Origin of the sequence: Parafrigoribacterium soli, from assembly GCF_040227235.1 — a bacterium.
Taxonomy (GTDB): Bacteria; Actinomycetota; Actinomycetes; order Actinomycetales; family Microbacteriaceae; genus Parafrigoribacterium_A; species Parafrigoribacterium_A soli.
Window position 1 is genome coordinate 716,662 of record NZ_JBELNZ010000001.1, and the last position, 15,456, is coordinate 732,117.

The 15,456-nt window shown below is 65.7% G+C and carries 18 protein-coding genes; 4 read left to right on the plus strand and 14 right to left on the minus strand.

From position 1 onward, the window contains the following. The first annotated feature begins 221 nt into the window (after positions 1-221). Both ABUA37_RS03510 and ABUA37_RS03515 read left to right on the plus strand, forming a co-directional pair. Entirely contained in the window at positions 222-929 is a 708-nt protein-coding gene (locus tag ABUA37_RS03510; RefSeq protein WP_349897727.1) for an SDR family NAD(P)-dependent oxidoreductase, read from the plus strand. A 178-nt stretch (positions 930-1,107) separates the two neighbouring features. Next, positions 1,108-1,704, plus strand: coding sequence for a TetR/AcrR family transcriptional regulator (locus ABUA37_RS03515; protein WP_349897728.1), 597 nt, complete (start codon positions 1,108-1,110; stop codon positions 1,702-1,704). Between the two features lie 3 nt (positions 1,705-1,707). On the opposite strand, the gene ABUA37_RS03520 is transcribed toward ABUA37_RS03515, so the two are convergent. The 12 genes from ABUA37_RS03520 to ABUA37_RS03575 form a co-directional block, all read right to left on the minus strand. Then, entirely contained in the window at positions 1,708-2,142 is a 435-nt protein-coding gene (locus tag ABUA37_RS03520; RefSeq protein ID WP_349897729.1) for a RidA family protein, read from the minus strand. Positions 2,143-2,160: 18 nt separating this feature from the next. After that, on the minus strand, positions 2,161-2,589 hold the full coding sequence (locus tag ABUA37_RS03525) for a RidA family protein (RefSeq protein ID WP_349897730.1): 429 nt from the start codon (positions 2,587-2,589) through the stop codon (positions 2,161-2,163). A gap of 35 nt (positions 2,590-2,624) precedes the next feature. After that, positions 2,625-3,056, minus strand: a complete 432-nt coding sequence (locus tag ABUA37_RS03530; protein ID WP_349897731.1) for a RidA family protein — start codon at positions 3,054-3,056, stop codon at positions 2,625-2,627. 30 nt (positions 3,057-3,086) lie between these two features. Further along, the gene (locus tag ABUA37_RS03535) at positions 3,087-3,794 is read right to left on the minus strand and encodes an ABC transporter ATP-binding protein (protein WP_349897732.1); all 708 of its coding nucleotides are present in this window, start codon (positions 3,792-3,794) and stop codon (positions 3,087-3,089) included. Between the two features lie 2 nt (positions 3,795-3,796). Next, entirely contained in the window at positions 3,797-4,594 is a 798-nt protein-coding gene (locus ABUA37_RS03540; protein WP_349897733.1) for an ABC transporter ATP-binding protein, read from the minus strand. Further along, on the minus strand, positions 4,591-5,880 hold the full coding sequence (locus ABUA37_RS03545; RefSeq protein WP_349897734.1) for an ABC transporter substrate-binding protein: 1,290 nt from the start codon (positions 5,878-5,880) through the stop codon (positions 4,591-4,593). The genes ABUA37_RS03540 and ABUA37_RS03545 overlap by 4 nt, the downstream gene beginning before the upstream one ends. A gap of 11 nt (positions 5,881-5,891) precedes the next feature. Continuing rightward, positions 5,892-6,899, minus strand: a complete 1,008-nt coding sequence (locus ABUA37_RS03550; RefSeq protein ID WP_349897735.1) for a branched-chain amino acid ABC transporter permease — start codon at positions 6,897-6,899, stop codon at positions 5,892-5,894. Beyond that, the gene (locus tag ABUA37_RS03555) at positions 6,896-7,762 is read right to left on the minus strand and encodes a branched-chain amino acid ABC transporter permease (protein ID WP_349897736.1); all 867 of its coding nucleotides are present in this window, start codon (positions 7,760-7,762) and stop codon (positions 6,896-6,898) included. The genes ABUA37_RS03550 and ABUA37_RS03555 overlap by 4 nt, the downstream gene beginning before the upstream one ends. Positions 7,763-8,011: 249 nt before the next feature. Then, on the minus strand, positions 8,012-9,025 hold the full coding sequence (gene rlmB / locus ABUA37_RS03560) for a 23S rRNA (guanosine(2251)-2'-O)-methyltransferase RlmB (RefSeq protein WP_349897737.1): 1,014 nt from the start codon (positions 9,023-9,025) through the stop codon (positions 8,012-8,014). After that, the gene (gene cysS, locus ABUA37_RS03565) at positions 9,022-10,446 is read right to left on the minus strand and encodes a cysteine--tRNA ligase (RefSeq protein WP_349897738.1); all 1,425 of its coding nucleotides are present in this window, start codon (positions 10,444-10,446) and stop codon (positions 9,022-9,024) included. Before cysS ends, rlmB begins: the two co-directional genes overlap by 4 nt. 9 nt (positions 10,447-10,455) lie before the next feature. After that, positions 10,456-11,655, minus strand: coding sequence for a 2-C-methyl-D-erythritol 4-phosphate cytidylyltransferase (gene ispD, locus ABUA37_RS03570; RefSeq protein ID WP_349897739.1), 1,200 nt, complete (start codon positions 11,653-11,655; stop codon positions 10,456-10,458). After that, complete coding sequence (locus ABUA37_RS03575; protein WP_325517574.1) at positions 11,645-12,127, minus strand: CarD family transcriptional regulator; 483 nt, start codon at positions 12,125-12,127, stop codon at positions 11,645-11,647. Before ABUA37_RS03575 ends, ispD begins: the two co-directional genes overlap by 11 nt. Before the next feature lie 165 nt (positions 12,128-12,292). Between ABUA37_RS03575 and ABUA37_RS03580 the strand changes: the two genes are divergently transcribed. Beyond that, positions 12,293-12,781, plus strand: coding sequence for a hypothetical protein (locus tag ABUA37_RS03580; RefSeq protein ID WP_349897740.1), 489 nt, complete (start codon positions 12,293-12,295; stop codon positions 12,779-12,781). A gap of 3 nt (positions 12,782-12,784) precedes the next feature. On the opposite strand, the gene ABUA37_RS03585 is transcribed toward ABUA37_RS03580, so the two are convergent. Together ABUA37_RS03585 and ABUA37_RS03590 are read right to left on the minus strand one after the other, a co-directional pair. Next, entirely contained in the window at positions 12,785-13,465 is a 681-nt protein-coding gene (locus tag ABUA37_RS03585) for a response regulator transcription factor (protein WP_349897741.1), read from the minus strand. Further along, positions 13,462-14,616, minus strand: coding sequence for a sensor histidine kinase (locus ABUA37_RS03590; protein WP_349897742.1), 1,155 nt, complete (start codon positions 14,614-14,616; stop codon positions 13,462-13,464). The genes ABUA37_RS03585 and ABUA37_RS03590 overlap by 4 nt, the downstream gene beginning before the upstream one ends. 178 nt (positions 14,617-14,794) lie before the next feature. Here ABUA37_RS03590 and phoU point away from each other — a divergent pair, with 178 nt between their 5' ends. Continuing rightward, positions 14,795-15,448: a phosphate signaling complex protein PhoU gene (phoU, locus tag ABUA37_RS03595; RefSeq protein ID WP_349897743.1), complete on the plus strand. Its 654-nt coding sequence runs from the start codon at positions 14,795-14,797 to the stop codon at positions 15,446-15,448. Positions 15,449-15,456: the final 8 nt, after the last annotated feature.

Consider the following 15,456-nt stretch of genomic DNA (forward strand, 5'->3'; position numbering starts at 1 on the left):
TACGACTGGCTGTCCGGCCTCGGGCATACCGTTACTTGACATACGCGTTCATCCTCCTCGATAAGCGCCCGGCGAGCTCCTTCGCACGCCGTAACCAGACCGGGGACGCAGGGTAACGCGTGCAGTCTTGACAATCCCAGACCAGTCAGCTTGACTCAGATTTAAGCATGACTGAACACAGATGTCCAGTGTCGCTGCTAGCCAGCACCGGAGAGGAACCCATGAGTGGCAAGACCATCGTCGTTGTAGGCGGCACGTCCGGAATCGGACTGGAGATCGTCAAAGACATCGTTGCGCACGGCGATCGCGTCGTCATGACCGGTCGCGACCAGCAGCGCACGGAAGAGATTGCGGCATCCGTCGACGGAGATGTCACGGCGGTTGCGCTCGACATCTCGGAGCCCGACAGCATCGCGGGCCAGCTCGCCAGTGTAGGTCCGGTGAACGGACTCGTGCTCGCCGCCATCGAGCGCGACGCGAACACGGCGCGCGAGTACGACATTGCCAGGGCGATACGCCTCGTCACGCTCAAGCTCGTCGGCTACACGGAGGTTGTGCACACGTTGCTCGACCGGCTCGAGCCGAGCGTCGAGACCGGAATCGTGCTCTTCGGCGGCCGCGCGAAGGATGCCCCGTACCCGGGCTCCACCACGGTCTCGACCATCAACGGCGGCGTCGCGGGCCTCGTGAACACGCTCGCACTCGAGCTCGCTCCCATCCGGGTGAACGCCATCCACCCCGGCATCATCGGCGACAGCCCCTTCTGGGCCGACAAGCCCGCCGGCGTGCTCGAGGGTTACGAGTCTCGCACACCGGGTGGCAAGCTCGCCACGATGGTGGATGTCGTGGAGGCCACGTCCTTCCTGCTCCACAACCGCGGCGTCTCGGCCGTCAACCTCTACGTCGATCGCGGCTGGCGCATCTCCTAGCTCGCCGGTCGCGCAGTCCGGTCAACACTCTCACCTTCGGCAGCCCTAAAATCGAGCGTGGCTCGACCGCGCCGGCTTTACCCCGACGAGTGCCTTTGAGGCTGGTCGCGCCAACTGTTTTTGTCTACAGTTGGAGAAATGTTGATCACTGCGACGCCGACCCGATGGCAAGGCGCACTTGTCTAGGCAGGCGAACCACGATCAGCGGCGCATCCAGATCATCGAGGCCACCTGGCGCATCATCGCGCGCGGCGGATTCGCGGCCGCCACGATGCGCGAGATCGCGGCCGAAGCGGGCTTCGCAAACGGCGGCCTCAAGCACTACTTCACGAACAAAGACGAGCTTCTCGCCGCCGCCTTCCAACGGACCTTCTACCGCATCAATGAGCGCGCGGCCCTGACCGTCGGCGAGCGCAAGGGACTCGCGGCGATCCGCTGCCTCTGCCTCGAGATGCTCCCCCTCGACGAGGAGAGGACGGTGGAGTCGCGGGTGACCGTCGCCTTCTGGGATCGCACCTCTGTCAACAAGCAACTCATGAAGATTCACGCCGATTCTTCCGCGATCTGGCGACACTGGATGCAGCAGCACCTCGACCTCGCGCGCGCCGATTCTCAACTTCCCGCAGACCTCAGCAACGACCAGATCATCGATCAGATCCTCTGCGTGACCGCGGGGCTCAAGGTCATCACGCTGCCCGACCCTAAAACGGCCTACGTGGTCGACCAGGTTGCGGTGCTCGACGGGCTGCTCGCCCGGGTCGCGCTGAAGGCCTAGCGACTAGGGGTTCAGCGGCCCCGCGGCGATCACGTCGTATTGCACGCGAGCGCCGGGCGCGACGAAGTTGTCGACCTGCACCATCGTGTTCGCGGGAAACCACCTCGTGTCCCCGAAGAACTCCCCCATGACCGAATGCACCGCATCCGCCTCACGCATGTCCTTCAGGAACTCGAGCACCTTGACGACGTTCTGCCATCCGAGGCCGTGACTGGCCAGCAGGTCCGAAAGGTTCTGGAAGGTCATTCGCGCCTGCTCGCGGATGTCGTCGGGCAGCACCGCGTCCGCGCGGCTGAGCGGCTGGCGGTGATAGGTGGGGATCGGCCCGATGTCCGAGAGGAAGTAGAGCTTCGTCGGGCCGCTCACCTTCACGAGCGGCGCGTACGGCAGCCAGTGTGCCTTGCTCGGATCGAGCTGGATGGTCTCAATGCTGGTCATGGTTCTTCGCTTTCTCGTTCAGTCGTCGGATCGGGCCGCGATGACGTCGATCTCGAGTCGGGCACCCGGAGCACTCAGGCTGTTGATGGCGACCGCGGAGGACGCGGGCTTCCAGTCGGAACCCGCGAAGAACTCCGTGATCACCTCCTGGATCGCATCGTGTTCGCGGATGTCGGTGAGGAACTGCGTGAACTTGACCACGTTGCGCCAGGCAAGACCGTTGAACTTCAGGATCTCGTCGAAAGTGACGAGAATGCGCCGGGTCTGTTCCCTGATGTCGTCGGGGACGACACACTCCGCGTCGATGTGCGGATGCATGTGGTACAGCGGAATCGCCGTGGCGCCCGACATGAAGAACAGGGTGTCGGTGCTCGACACCGAGATGCCCGGTGGGTACTGCAGTTCGCTCGCGCGAGCGGGATCGGAATGAACGGGTGTAATGGCCATGATTGCCACCTCTCTCTGAAAGTTTGCGCGGCCGGTCAGTCGATTGCGCGTGCGGCGATGACGTCGAGCTCGAACCGTGCGCCAGGCGCACTCAGCGTGTTCACGCCGATCATGGTGTCTGCCGGGTTCCAGTCGGTTCCGGCGAGGAACTCGCCCATGGTGGCGTGGATGAGGTCGGCGTCGCGCATGTCGGTGAGGAACTCGTAGACGTGGATCACGTTCTTCCAGGTGAGGCCGTTGAACTCGAGCACCTCGAGGATCGTGCGCATGACGCGCCTGGTCTGCTCCTGGATGTCGTCGGGCAGCACGCACTCCTCATCGATGTGAGGGTGCATGTGGTACAGCGGGATCGCGGTGGCTCCCGAGAGAAAGTAGTACTCGGAGTTCGCGGGCACCTTGATCGCGGGCGCGTACGGCAGCCAGTGCGCCTTGCTCGGATCGAGCTGGATCTGTTCCAGTTCAGCCATTTTTCTTGGTTCCTCTCGTGGAGATGTGGACTACAGGCCCAGGTGCGAGTGAATCGGGGTCGGGTCGACGGTCAACTGGCTGGATTCGCCGGTCCAGGCGACGCGGCCATCCTCGCCAAGGATGACGACGCGGTCGCTGAGCGAGAGCGCCAGGTCGACGTTCTGTTCCGCGACCAGGACGGACAGTCCCGTCATCCGCAGTTCTTGAAGGCGGTCTTCGATGACGCGAAGCACCGCCGGGGCGAGACCCTCGGATGGTTCGTCCATGATGAGAACCTTGGGGTTCGTCATGAGGGCGCGACCGATCGCGAGCATCTGCTGCTCGCCGCCGGAGAGCGTCTGCGCATACGACTTCACCCGCTCCTCGAGCCGCGGGAAGAACGCAAAGACGCGCTCCACGGTCCACGGGTTCTCTGCGACGCTGTTCTGGCGCACGACCGAGAGGTTCTCGAGCACGGTGAGGCTGCCGAAGACGTGCCGCCCCTGCGGCACGAGGCCGATGCCCGCCCTCGCGACCTCGTGCTTCGAGAGCGCGCGCAGGTTCGCGTCGCCCAGCCGGATGCTGCCGGCCGTCACGGTCGGCGGCGTGAGCCCGCAGATGGCGCGCACCAGTGTCGTCTTGCCCATGCCGTTGCGGCCGAGCAGCGCGACGGACTCTCCGCCCTCGACCGTGATGCTGATGCCGTTGAGCACGTGCGAGGTCTCGTATCCCACGTGCAGGTCGGTGATCGTGAGCATGCTCATTCCCTTCGGCCGAGGTAGCAGGCCTGCACGGCCGGATTCGCGCGAATCTCGTCCGGGGTGCCGTAGGCGAGCGGCGTGCCGTTGTCGAGGCAGAGCACGCGGTCTACGAGCTCGAGCGCGAGGGTCATGTCGTGTTCGATCAGCAGGAAGGTGATGTCCTTCGGCAGGTTCTCGAGCAGCGTGCGCAGCACCTTGCGTTCGGAGGCCGAGAGGCCGGCCGCCGGCTCGTCGAGCAGGATGAGCTTCGGCTTCACGACGATCGCCATCGCGATCTCGAGCTGGCGCTTCTCGCCGTGCGAAAGGTTCGACACGGTGTCGCCGGCACGATCGAACAGGCCTACCTGGTCCAGTGCTTCTTCGGCACGTTCGGCGTAGGCATCCCGTGTGCCGAGCGGTCGCCAGAAGCGATGGCTCGTCGGGGTGTTCACCTGAGCCGCGATGCGCACATTCTCGATCACCGTGAGGGTCGGGAACAGGTTCGAGACCTGGAAGGTGCGCGAGACGCCGCGCATGGCGCGCGACCTCTCGCTCGCCGTCGTCACGTTCTCGTCAAACAGGGTGATGGTGCCTTCCGTCGCGGCGAACTCACCGGCGATGACCCTGAACAGGGTGGTCTTACCCGCCCCGTTCGGGCCGATGACGGCGAGCCGTCCGCCCGTCGGGAGGATGAAGCTCACACCGTCGACAGCGGTCAGTCCACCGAACTTCTTGGTGATGCCGTCGAGTATCAGGGCCGCCCCCTCGTTCCCGAGCTCAGAGCCCGGGAACGAGGCGACGGATGGCAGAGATGTCATTTTCCGGTGAAACTCTGCGAGTAAGACGGCTGCTTGAGGTAGTCCGCGGCGTCGTAGGTCCAGAACTGGCTCACGTCGTCGTAGGTCTCGTCGACCACGTTCCACAGCTTTCCGTCATCACGCTTCTCGACGTGACGCACGACCATCGGCCCGACCATGTTGTTGTACTTGTCGAACTTCACATCGCCGTAGACGCTGCCCGAGAGATCGACCTGCTTGATGGCGTCGACCAGCGCGGTGCCGGTCAGCTTCTTGGAGGCCTTCTCGAGCGCCTTCGCCAGCATGTCCGCCGTCGCATACATGCCCATCGCGTAGCTCGACGGGATGACGTTGTACTTCTTCTCGAAGTTCTTCACGAACTTCTTGGTCGCCGCGAGCTCGGTGCCCTCCGCGTAGTAGTGCACCGACTTCACGCCGACGGCGATGTCACCGACGTCCTGCAGGATCGCCTGGTCGGTGGCGCAGCAGTTGTTGAGTATCGGCATGCTCTTCAGCAGCCCGAAGTCGGATGCCGACCTCAGGAAGTTCGAGCTGTCCGGTCCACCCGCGGTCGCCACGAATGCCATGTCGGCACCCGAGCTCTTCAGCTGGCTGACGTAGGTGCTCATGTCGGTCGCGTCCGCCGGGTACCAGTACTGCTTGGTCACCTTGCCGCCGGCATCCGTGAATGCACTCGCGAAGCCACCGCAGTTCTCCCAGCCGAAAGCGTAGTCGACGCAGAGGGTTGCCGCGGTCTTGTATCCCTCATCGAAGGCCCACTTTCCACCGGGATAGGTGGTCTGGCTGCCCGCGTAGGCTCCGGTGCGAAGCACCAGCGGGTTCTGGCTGCGCTGGGTGAGGTCGTCCGCCGCGGTCTGCGCGAGGTTCGCGACACCCGCCTTGGCGAGGTAGCTCCCCACGGCGAGCGAGACGTTGGCGAGCACGGGGCCGACAACGACGTCGACGTGCTCCTCCGTCACCAGGCGCTGCGCCTTGCTGAGCCCGGTGTCCGCGCTGCTCGCGGTGTCTTCCATCACGGTCTTGACGGTGAACTTGCCCGCCTTGGTGCCGTGCTCCTCCCAGTACAGGTCCCAGCCCTGCTGCATATCCGTACCGACGGCCGCGACGAACCCCGTCATTGGGGTCAGCAGACCGACGGTGAAGGCGTCCTTCGCCGAACCGGAGTCCTTCGATCCGTCCGCTGCTAGGTCACCGGATGGGGCGCATCCGGACATCGCGAGCGCCGTTGCTGCGATGAGCGCGACCGCGCTTGCGCGCAGGCTGCGCGCTGTAGTGCGTGAGTGCATTGCCTTACCTTTCATTGGTGCGTCGTTGGTGCTGTGGATGGTGCATCTTGAGGAGCATGGGCGATGACGGGAGTCTTCTTTCGGGACCGGCGCCGTCGGATCCAGGACGTGAGTTGCCGTATGCCGCCGTCGAGCCCGTGGGGGGCGAAGATCACGACGGCGATGAACAGCGCCCCGAGTACCATCGGCCAGCGATCGAAGTACGTGCTGAGCACCTGCTCGATCGACACGACGAGCGTCGCGCCGAGCAGCGGGCCGAAGAGCGTTCCGATGCCGCCGATGATGACCATGACCATGACCATCGCCGATCGGTCGAAGCCACCAGCCGACGGGCTGATGAATTCGAACTGCCAGACGGTGAGCACACCCGCGATGCCCGCAACGATTCCCGACAGGAACACCGCGACGAACTTGTAGTTCGGAACGTTGTAGCCGAGGCTGCGCATGCGGGTTTCACTGTCCCTGATCCCGCGCATGGCCAACCCGAATGGCGAGCGCGAGGTGATGACCAGGGCGATGGTCACGATCATGAAGATGGCCAGGACGAAGAAGTAGAACTGCCAATAGGAGGTGAGCCCTGGCGGGCGGGAGATGCCGGTGAGGCCGTTGTCGCCGCCGGTCACGGATGACCACCGGAAGGCGATCCCGTAGCAGACCATGCCCGCGGCGAGCGTGACCATGAGGAAGAAGATGCCCTTGGTGCGCATCGAGATGAGGCCGTAGATGACGCTCGTGATCACGGTCATGATGCCCGCGACGAGGAGCTGACCGCCGAGGTCGTATCCCTGCCTCGAGGCCCAGGCGAGACCGTAGCCGGCCGCCGCAGCAATGCCGGCGTGCCCCAGGGAGACGAGGTTGGCATCCCCCGCCAGCATGTTGATGCTCGAGGCGAGAATGGCCGAGATGAAGACGATGCTGATGAGCGAGACGTAGTAGCTGCTGATCGTGTACGGCAGGGCAATCAGGATGGCGAGTGCAACGAGCACCGCGACGATTGTGGTCACTGACGGGCGTTTCATGCTGCCCTCCCGAAGAGGCCGTTGGGACGCAGCACCAGCACGAGGGCCATGGGCGCGAAGATGGTGAAGTAGGAGAAGTCGGGCAGCCACGCCTTGGCAAAGGCGTCGATCAGGCCGATGAGCACGGCGCCAACCGCCGCACCCTTGATGCTGCCGAGGCCGCCAATGATCACGACGACGAGGGCGAAGAGCAGGATGTCGGTGCCCGAGCCGGGAGTGAGGCTCAGCAGTCCGCTGCCGATCGCGCCGGCGAATCCGGCGAGGGCCGCACCGAAGAGGAACACCGCGGTGAAGACCCGGTCGATGTTGATGCCGAGCGCGCTCGCCATCTCCCGGTTGTCGACGCCGGCCCGGATGATGGCACCCACCTTCGAGTGCTTCTGCAGCACGAAGAGTGCCACCGCGATCACGATCGTCAGCACGATGATCGCGAGCCGGTACTGCGGGTACACGAAGTCGCCGATCGTGATCGCGCCGGAGGGTGCGCCGTTGCCCGAGCTGACCGAACGCGGGTGCCCGCCGAAGAGCGCGAGGATGAGGTCGGCGATCACGATCATGACGCCGACCGTGACGAGCACCTCGGGCATCTCGCGACCGCGCACCCTGCGCAGCAGTGCCCGCTCGGTGAGGAGGCCGGTTCCGGCGGCGACCGCGGTGCCGGCGAGCGCGCCGATCCAGAAGTTGTGCGTCGTCGACACCGTGACCGCGGCAACGTAGGCCCCGAGCACGTAGAAGGCGCCGTGGGCCAGGTTGGCGATCTGCATCAGCCCGAAGGTGAGAGTGAACCCGCTGGCGACGAGGAACAACAACGCGCCGAAGCTCAGACCGTTGAGGACCTGCTGGAGCACAAATACAGGATCCACTGAACCTCCTCGTTCGATGTCGTGCTAGCTTCTGCTCATGGGCCCGATGCCCGGCTGGCCGAAGTTGTTTCTACAGTTGTAGACAGTTTGCGGATGGCTGTCAATAGCCCGCGCGGAATACATCCGATTCGTGACTTCCGGGCGCGCCGATCTCCCGCCCCCAGCACAGCGCACGAGATGCCAGTTGTGGGGGTCATCCGCGTGGAATGACCCCCACAACTGGCATCTCGCGAACTGCTACCGGCCGAGTTACTTGGCTGCGCGCTGCTTCGCGATCTCGTAGAGGGTGACGCTCGCGGCGATGCCCGCGTTCAGGGACTCGGTCGACGAGCTGATGGGGATCGACACGACAGCGTCACAGGTCTCGGTCACGAGGCGTGACAGTCCCTTGCCCTCGCTGCCGACCACGACGACGAGCGGTTCCTTGGCCCAGCTGAGGCCGGGAAGCGAGACCTCGCCCTCGCCATCCAGACCCAGCACGAAGACTCCACGCTCCTTGAGCGCCTTGAGCGTCTGCGTGAGGTTCGACGCCATCGCCACAGGCGTGCGCGCAGCCGCCCCCGCCGAGGTCTTCCACGCTGCCGCGGTGAGACCGACCGATCGGCGCTGCGGCACGATCACGCCCTGCCCGCCGAACGCGGCAACCGAGCGGATGATTGCTCCGAGGTTGCGCGGATCTGTCACGCCGTCGAGCGCAACGAGCAGCGGCACCTGGCCGCGCGAGATGACCTTGTCGAGCAGCTCGATCGGATGCGCGTACTCGTACGGCGGCACCTTGAGGGCGAGCCCCTGGTGCACCGAGTCGAAGCCGGCGAGACGGTCGAGTTCGGGCCGCATGACCTCGAGGATGGGCAGGCCGCGCTTCGTCGCGATCGACATGACCTCCTTCACGCGATCGTCGTACTCTATGCGGGTCGCGATGTAGAGCGCGGTGGCCGGGATGTTCGCGCGGAGGGCTTCGAGCACGGAATTGCGCCCGGTCACAACCTCGATGTCATCCGACTGCTTCGGCTTGGAACGCTGCTGGCGCTGCTGCGGAGCACCGGAACCGGAACCCTTGGCGCGCTGCCCACCCGCGGCGACGAACCGCTCCTGCGCCGCCTTGCGCTTACCGGCGGGATGGTACGGACGATCCTCCGCCTTGGGCGTGGGCTTCTTGCCCTCGAGCGCCTGCCTGCCCTGCCCGCCCGAGCCGACCTGCGGGCCCTTGCGGCCCTTGCGTACCGCGCCTGCGCGCGGCTTGTTCGCTCCGGATGACTTCATGATTCCAAGCTCCAATGTGACCCCGTCGGGGTGTCTTCGACGTGGATGCCGGCGGCAGCCAGTTCGTCGCGAATGCGGTCTGCGGATGCGAAGTCGCGGGCCTTGCGGGCGGCCTCGCGGTCTTCGATCAGTTTCTCCACGAGCGTGCCCAGCGCGACGCTCGTCGGATCAGAGACGCTGTGGTGCCACTCCGGCGAGTGCGGGTTGATGCCGAGCACCTCGGTCATCGCGGTCACCTCGCCTCGGATGTGCGCGGCCTCGCCGAGGTCCTCGGAGTCGAGCGCGGCATTGCCCGCGCGAACGCGGTCGTGCAGAACGGCCAGCGCCTGCGGGATGGCGAGGTCGTCATCCATCGCCTCGGCGAACTCCTCGGGCACCTGCTGCACGCCGCTGCCCGAGAAACGGGTGTCGGCGAGACGGCGATCGGCACGGGCCAGGAATACCTCGATGCGTTCGAGCGCGGCCTCGGCCTCGATGAGCGCACCGTCGTGGTAGTCGATCGTCGACCGGTAGTGCGCGGCGCCGAGGTAGTAGCGCACGACGAGAGGGCGGGCCTTCTGCAGAAATTCGGATGCGAAGATCGAGTTGCCGAGGGACTTCGACATCTTCTGCCCGTTGACGTTCACGAGCCCGTTGTGCACCCAGTAGTTCGCGAAGCCGTCGCCCGCAGCGCTCGACTGCGCGAGCTCGTTCTCGTGGTGCGGGAAGCGCAGGTCGAGGCCGCCGCCGTGAATGTCGAAGTGCGGCCCGAGGTACCGCGCGGACATCGCGGAGCACTCGATGTGCCAGCCCGGTCGACCGGCGCCCCACGGCGAGGTCCAGGAAGCCGACTCCGGCTCCCCCGACTTGTGGCCCTTCCAGAGCGCGAAGTCGCGGGGGTCCCGCTTGCCCCGCGGGTCAGCATCCGCGGCCGGCGCCATGTCGTCGAGCTTCTGTCTGGTGAGCTCGCCATAGCTCGGCCAGCTCGTCGTGTCGAAGTACACGTCGCCGGAGTCATCATCCGCCGCGTAGGCGTGGCCGCCGTCGATCAGGCGCTGGATGATCTCCTGCATCTGCCCGACGCTCGCGGTCGCGCGCGGTTCGTAGGTGGGCGGCAGGATGCCGAGCTGCTGGTAGCCCGCAGTGAACTCGAGTTCGTAGCGGTAGGCGAGCGCCCACCACTCCTCGCCGCCGGGCGCGGTGCCCGCGTTGTGCAGGATCTTGTCGTCGATGTCGGTGACGTTGCGCACGAGCGTGACCGTGAACCCGCGGTAGCCGAGCCAGCGGCGCCACTGATCGTAGACGAGCGCCGAACGCAGGTGCCCGATGTGCGGAGACGACTGCACGGTCGGCCCACAGACGTAGATGCCCACCTCGCCGGGCACGATCGGCACGAAGTCGGTCAGCGCCTGGGTCTTGGAGTCGTAAAGCCGTACAGTCACCGGCTAAGCCTACCGATCGCTCTGCAGCAGGACAGTCGCGATTGCCGCGACGCCCTCGCCGTTGCCGGTGAAGCCCAGACCATCGGATGTCGTGGCCGAGACGCTCACGGGCGCCCCGATGATGCCGCCCAGGGTGCGCTCCAGTTCCGCCCGGCGGGGACCAAGCTTCGGACGGTTCGCCACGAGCTGCACCGAGACATTGACGACGCCGAAGCCTGAGGCGGTGACGAGCCGAAGTGTCTCCTCGAGAAAGACCTCGCCGTGGGCGCCAGCGAAGCGCGGATCGTCGGTACCGAATCGTCCACCGAGGTCGCCGAGTCCCGCCGCGGAGAGCAGCGCGTCGCAGATCGCGTGGCTGAGCGCGTCGCCGTCGCTGTGTCCCGCGAGCCCGGGCTCGCCCGGCCAATGCAGGGTGCCCAGCCACAGCGGTGCGGCATCGTCGAAGGCGTGTACATCGACGCCGACGCCGGTGCGGAGGTCTGAGCCACCACCCAGCATGCCCTCGGCACGGCGCAGATCCCACGCCGTCGTGATCTTGAACGCGGCCGCGTCGCCCGCGATCGCGGTGACCGGATGCCCGGCCGAGGCGAACAGCGCGGCGTCGTCCGTGAATTCTTCCGCGGCCTCGGCGTACGCGTCCACGAGCAGCCCGCGCGGAAAGCCCTGCGGCGTCTGCACGGCGACCAGGCTGGAACGGTCGAGGGTTCGTTCGACGCAACCCGCGGCATCCGTCTGCTTGATGGTGTCGGTGACCGCGAGCGTCGGGATGACGCCGCCGCCGGTCGACCGCACGGCGGCGGTCACCGCATCGAAGAGGGCGGCCGGCGCGAGCGGGCGCGCGGCATCGTGCACGAGCACCGTCTCGACGGACGGCCGCAGCACCGCGAGGCCCGCGGCGACGGAGAGCTGCCGCGTCGTTCCGCCCGCGACGACGCTCACGAAGTCGGATGCCGCTCCCGCGCTCTCGCGCGCGATCCGTCCGACCTCATCGAGTCGGTGCGCCGGCGCGACGACAATAACCTGTGCGGCCTCACCCATGCCGAAGAGGGAATGTAGTGCGCGGCCGAGAATGGGCGCGCCGGCCAACGGCACAAGTGCCTTCGGTTCGGCGGCTCCCAGCCGGGTACCGCTTCCGGCCGCGACGAGGATGACCCCGACTGCGGGCTCGACAGCGAGGGGCGAACCCTCGGGGTGCGAGCTAGGAGGCAAGGACCTCGTCGAGAACGCTGGACGCCTTCTCCTCGTCGGTCTTCTCGGCGAGGGCGAGCTCGGAGATCAGGATCTGACGAGCCTTCGCAAGCATGCGCTTCTCGCCGGCAGAGAGTCCGCGGTCCTGGTCACGACGCCACAGGTCGCGCACGACCTCGGAAACCTTGATCACGTCGCCGGAAGCGAGCTTCTCGAGGTTGGCCTTGTAACGGCGAGACCAGTTGGTCGGCTCCTCCGTGAACGGCGCGCGAAGAACCTCGAACACCTTGTCGAGTCCCTCTTTGCCGATCACGTCGCGAACGCCGACGAGATCGACGTTGTCTGCGGGCACCTCAATGGTCAGGTCGCCCTGAGTAACGTTGAGTTTGAGGTAGACCTTTTCCTCGCCCTTAATGGTGCGGGTCTTGACTTCGGTGATTGTTGCTGCGCCGTGGTGGGGGTATACGACGGTTTCGCCGACCTCGAAAAGCATGGATGGGCTCCGTTCAGTGGCCTGCAGTTTACCACAGCACGCTCGGAGTAAGGCTTGCCTTACCTTGGGGCAGGGCGCAAGGGTCGGTAGGCTAAACTCGCAACAGGTTTTCGTGCGCATTCAGCCGCGAGTGTGAAACCGTTTGTCTTTGTTCTGGAGGGTTCTGTGAGAGCACGTCGTGCGGCATCCGTAGTCCTGGCAGCAGCGGTGCTGCTGAGCACGGCGGGATGCACCTTCTTCGCACCCCAAACCACGCTCAAGCCGTACGACCCGAGCGATGGGGTGAACACCCAGATCGGCGACGTCTACATTCGTAACGTGCTGCTGCTCAGCGACCACAGCGGCGATGCCAGCCTGCTCGCGAACGTCGTGAACGAGAGCGACAACGGCGTCAAGGTGAGCTTCCAGTACGAGGGCAAGAAGGGCAAGGTCGACGACTCGGTCTTCGCGAACCCCGGCAAGGTCTCGAGCGTCGGCGGCTTCACGGACGAGCAGCTCGTGCTGCACGGCGTCGATGCCAAGCCGGGAACGCTCTTCCCGATCTTCGTGCAGTACGGCGACCAGACCGGCAAGCAACTGCTGGTCCCCGTGCTCGACGGAACGCTCAAGCCCTACAACGAGCTGCTGCCGAAGAAGAGCGACGCCGAGAAGTAGCCGCTAGGCCTCGAAGCGGTAACCGAGGCCCCGCACGGTCACGAGCATCACCGGCTCGGACGGCTCCCGCTCGATCCGGGAGCGGATGCGCTTGATGTGCACGTCGAGAGTCTTCGTGTCACCGAAGTAGTCGGAGCCCCAGACCCGATCGATCAGCTGGCCGCGAGTGAGCACCCTGCCAGCATTCCGCATCAGGAACTCGAGCAGTTCGAACTCCTTGAGCGGCATGGCGACCTCGCTCCCGCGCACGGCAACAGTGTGCCGCTCGAGGTCCATGCGCACGTCGCCGGCCTCGAGCAGTGGGCCCGCGTCGGCATCCGGATCGGCACGCCGCCGGAGAACCGCCCGCATGCGCGCGAGCAGCTCCCTGGTCGAATACGGCTTCGTCACGTAGTCGTCGGCGCCCAGTTCCAAGCCAACGACGATGTCGACCTCGCTGTCCTTCGCCGTGAGCATGATGATCGGCACCTGCGAGTGAGTGCGGATCTCGCGACACACCTCGGTGCCCGGGATCCCCGGGAGCATGAGGTCGAGCAGCACGAGGTCGGCACCGTGCCGCGCGAATTCGCGAAGAGCCGACGGGCCGTCCTTGCACACCTCCGTCTCGTATCCTTCGCGTTCCAGCAAATATGCGAGTGGCTCGCTCAGCGACTTCTCGTCTTCGACGATGAGCACGCGCGTCATGATGACTCCCCTGATGAGACGTTGCCGGAGCGAGTGGCCTCCGGCAGCCGGATGGTGAAGGTCGAACCGCTGCCGGGCTGTGACCACACGCGCACGTCGCCGCCGTGGTTCTGCACGGTGTGCTTGACGATGCTGAGCCCGAGGCCCGATCCGCCGCTGCGTCTCGAGCGCGCGGGATCGACCCGGTAGAAGCGCTCGAACACGCGTCCCACCTCGTCCTCCGGGATCCCGTCGCCCTGGTCGGTGACCGCGACCTCGATGACCCCGTCGACATTGCTCACACCAATGCCGACTCGGGAATGCTTCGGTGAATACTGCACGGCGTTGGAGATGAGGTTGTGCAGCGCGGAGACGAGCAAAGGTTCATCGCCGTACACCTCTGCACCCGCGTCTCCTCCGCTGACGAGCTGCACATCACGCGACTCCGCGATCACCTGGTTCTGGTCGATCGCCTGCGCGACGACGCGGTCGATCTCCACGAGCTCCGGTTTCGCGAGAGCGTCCGCCGCCTGCAGCCGCGAGAGCTCGATGATCTCCTGCGTGATGCCCGCGAGGCGCTCAGACTCCTTGGTGAGGCGCTTCGCGAACTTTCGCACCTGCTTCGGGTCGTCGGATGCGGCCTCCAGTGCCTCGGCGAGCAGTCCGACCGCGCCGATCGGGGTCTTCAATTCGTGGCTGATGTTGGCGACGAAATCGCGCCGCACGGCATCCAGTCTGTAGGACTCGGTGCGGTCCTCGGCGAGGAGCAGCACGTAGCGGGCTCCGAGTCGCACGACCCGCACAAAGAGGTAGATACTCGCGTCTCCGAACGGGCCACGAGGCAGTTCGAGCTCGCGTGTGATCGAGTCACCGTTGCGGCGCACCGTGTCGACGATGCCAATGAGTTCCTGATGTACGAGCGCGTCGTTTGCCACCAGTCCGAAGGCGAGCGCGCCCGGCGAGGCCTTCACGACATTATTCGAGGGGTCGAGCACGACGCCGGCCGATTCGAGGGCGTCGATGACCTGGTCGATCCCGTCGGGAACGGCCGTGCTCACGACATCCGCTGCCCGCTGACCGCTTCGCGCGGATGCGACGATCACGCCGACGATCGCGGCGCCTGCAGCGACTCCAAGGACGAGCGCGATCGGCACCAGCCAGGTGGGGTCCATAGCGACTAGATTAGTTTCACCCGGGGAGCCGCCAAGCCGATCGCCCCGACTTCCGCGGCATCTGGCACGTTGTTCAGCAGACGATCACCTGCTGTTAACCTTCGCGCGGGAGCATGGCCCGGACCGACCGGCGACTGCGCTGGTCGGCTGTTGTGCAATGCGAGAGGGAAACACAGCCATGCGCGAGGTATTTCAGCAGGAACTGCGCGAGGTGCAGGAACGGCTCGTCGAAATCTCGGGCCTCGTCGCCGTCTCCATCGAGAACGCGACGCGGGCTTTCAATCAGTCGAACGTCTCGCTCGCCGAGACCGTGATCGCCGACGACAACAAGATCGACGAGCTCACGGTCAATCTTGACGAACTCGCCATCAACATCCTCGCCAGGCAGCAGCCGGTCGCCCGCGACCTTCGCATCGTGGTCAGCGCGCTGCGCATCTCCGCCTCGCTCGAGCGAATGGGCGACATGGCCGAGCACATCGCCCAGCTGGCCCGCTACCGGTACCCGGAGAAGGTCGTGCCGAAGGGCCTGCGCGGCACCTTCAAGGAGCTCGGCGAACTGGATGTCGAGATCGCCGGCAAGCTCACCGAGCTGTTGCAGACCGAGGACGTGCGTCTCGCGGAAGAGATCCGCAACGACGACGACCGCATCGACGCGCTGCACCTCAGCGTGTTCGACAAGGTGCTCGGCGAGACGTGGAAGGGCGCGGCCGTCGACACGGTGGATGCCACCCTCGCCTCCCGCTACCACGAACGCTTCGCAGACCACGCGGTCTCCATCGCGAAGAAGGTGCAGTACCTGGCGACCGGCGACTGGATCCCGAACGACGACTAGCCGGTGCG

Excerpts from the sequence above, each read along its gene's own strand:
- ABUA37_RS03590 (WP_349897742.1), bottom strand. The coding sequence starts at position 14,616 with ATGGACCCCACCTGGCTGGTGCCGATCGCGCTCGTCCTTGGAGTCGCT.
- ABUA37_RS03525 (WP_349897730.1), bottom strand. The coding sequence starts at position 2,589 with ATGGCCATTACACCCGTTCATTCCGATCCCGCTCGCGCGAGCGAACTG.
- ABUA37_RS03540 (WP_349897733.1), bottom strand. The coding sequence starts at position 4,594 with ATGACATCTCTGCCATCCGTCGCCTCGTTCCCGGGCTCTGAGCTCGGG.
- ABUA37_RS03545 (WP_349897734.1), bottom strand. The coding sequence starts at position 5,880 with ATGCACTCACGCACTACAGCGCGCAGCCTGCGCGCAAGCGCGGTCGCG.
- phoU (WP_349897743.1), top strand. The coding sequence starts at position 14,795 with ATGCGCGAGGTATTTCAGCAGGAACTGCGCGAGGTGCAGGAACGGCTC.
- ABUA37_RS03510 (WP_349897727.1), top strand. The coding sequence starts at position 222 with ATGAGTGGCAAGACCATCGTCGTTGTAGGCGGCACGTCCGGAATCGGA.
- rlmB (WP_349897737.1), bottom strand. The coding sequence starts at position 9,025 with ATGAAGTCATCCGGAGCGAACAAGCCGCGCGCAGGCGCGGTACGCAAG.
- ABUA37_RS03575 (WP_325517574.1), bottom strand. The coding sequence starts at position 12,127 with ATGCTTTTCGAGGTCGGCGAAACCGTCGTATACCCCCACCACGGCGCA.
- ABUA37_RS03550 (WP_349897735.1), bottom strand. The coding sequence starts at position 6,899 with ATGAAACGCCCGTCAGTGACCACAATCGTCGCGGTGCTCGTTGCACTC.
- ABUA37_RS03535 (WP_349897732.1), bottom strand. The coding sequence starts at position 3,794 with ATGCTCACGATCACCGACCTGCACGTGGGATACGAGACCTCGCACGTG.
- ABUA37_RS03585 (WP_349897741.1), bottom strand. The coding sequence starts at position 13,465 with ATGACGCGCGTGCTCATCGTCGAAGACGAGAAGTCGCTGAGCGAGCCA.
- ABUA37_RS03520 (WP_349897729.1), bottom strand. The coding sequence starts at position 2,142 with ATGACCAGCATTGAGACCATCCAGCTCGATCCGAGCAAGGCACACTGG.
- ABUA37_RS03530 (WP_349897731.1), bottom strand. The coding sequence starts at position 3,056 with ATGGCTGAACTGGAACAGATCCAGCTCGATCCGAGCAAGGCGCACTGG.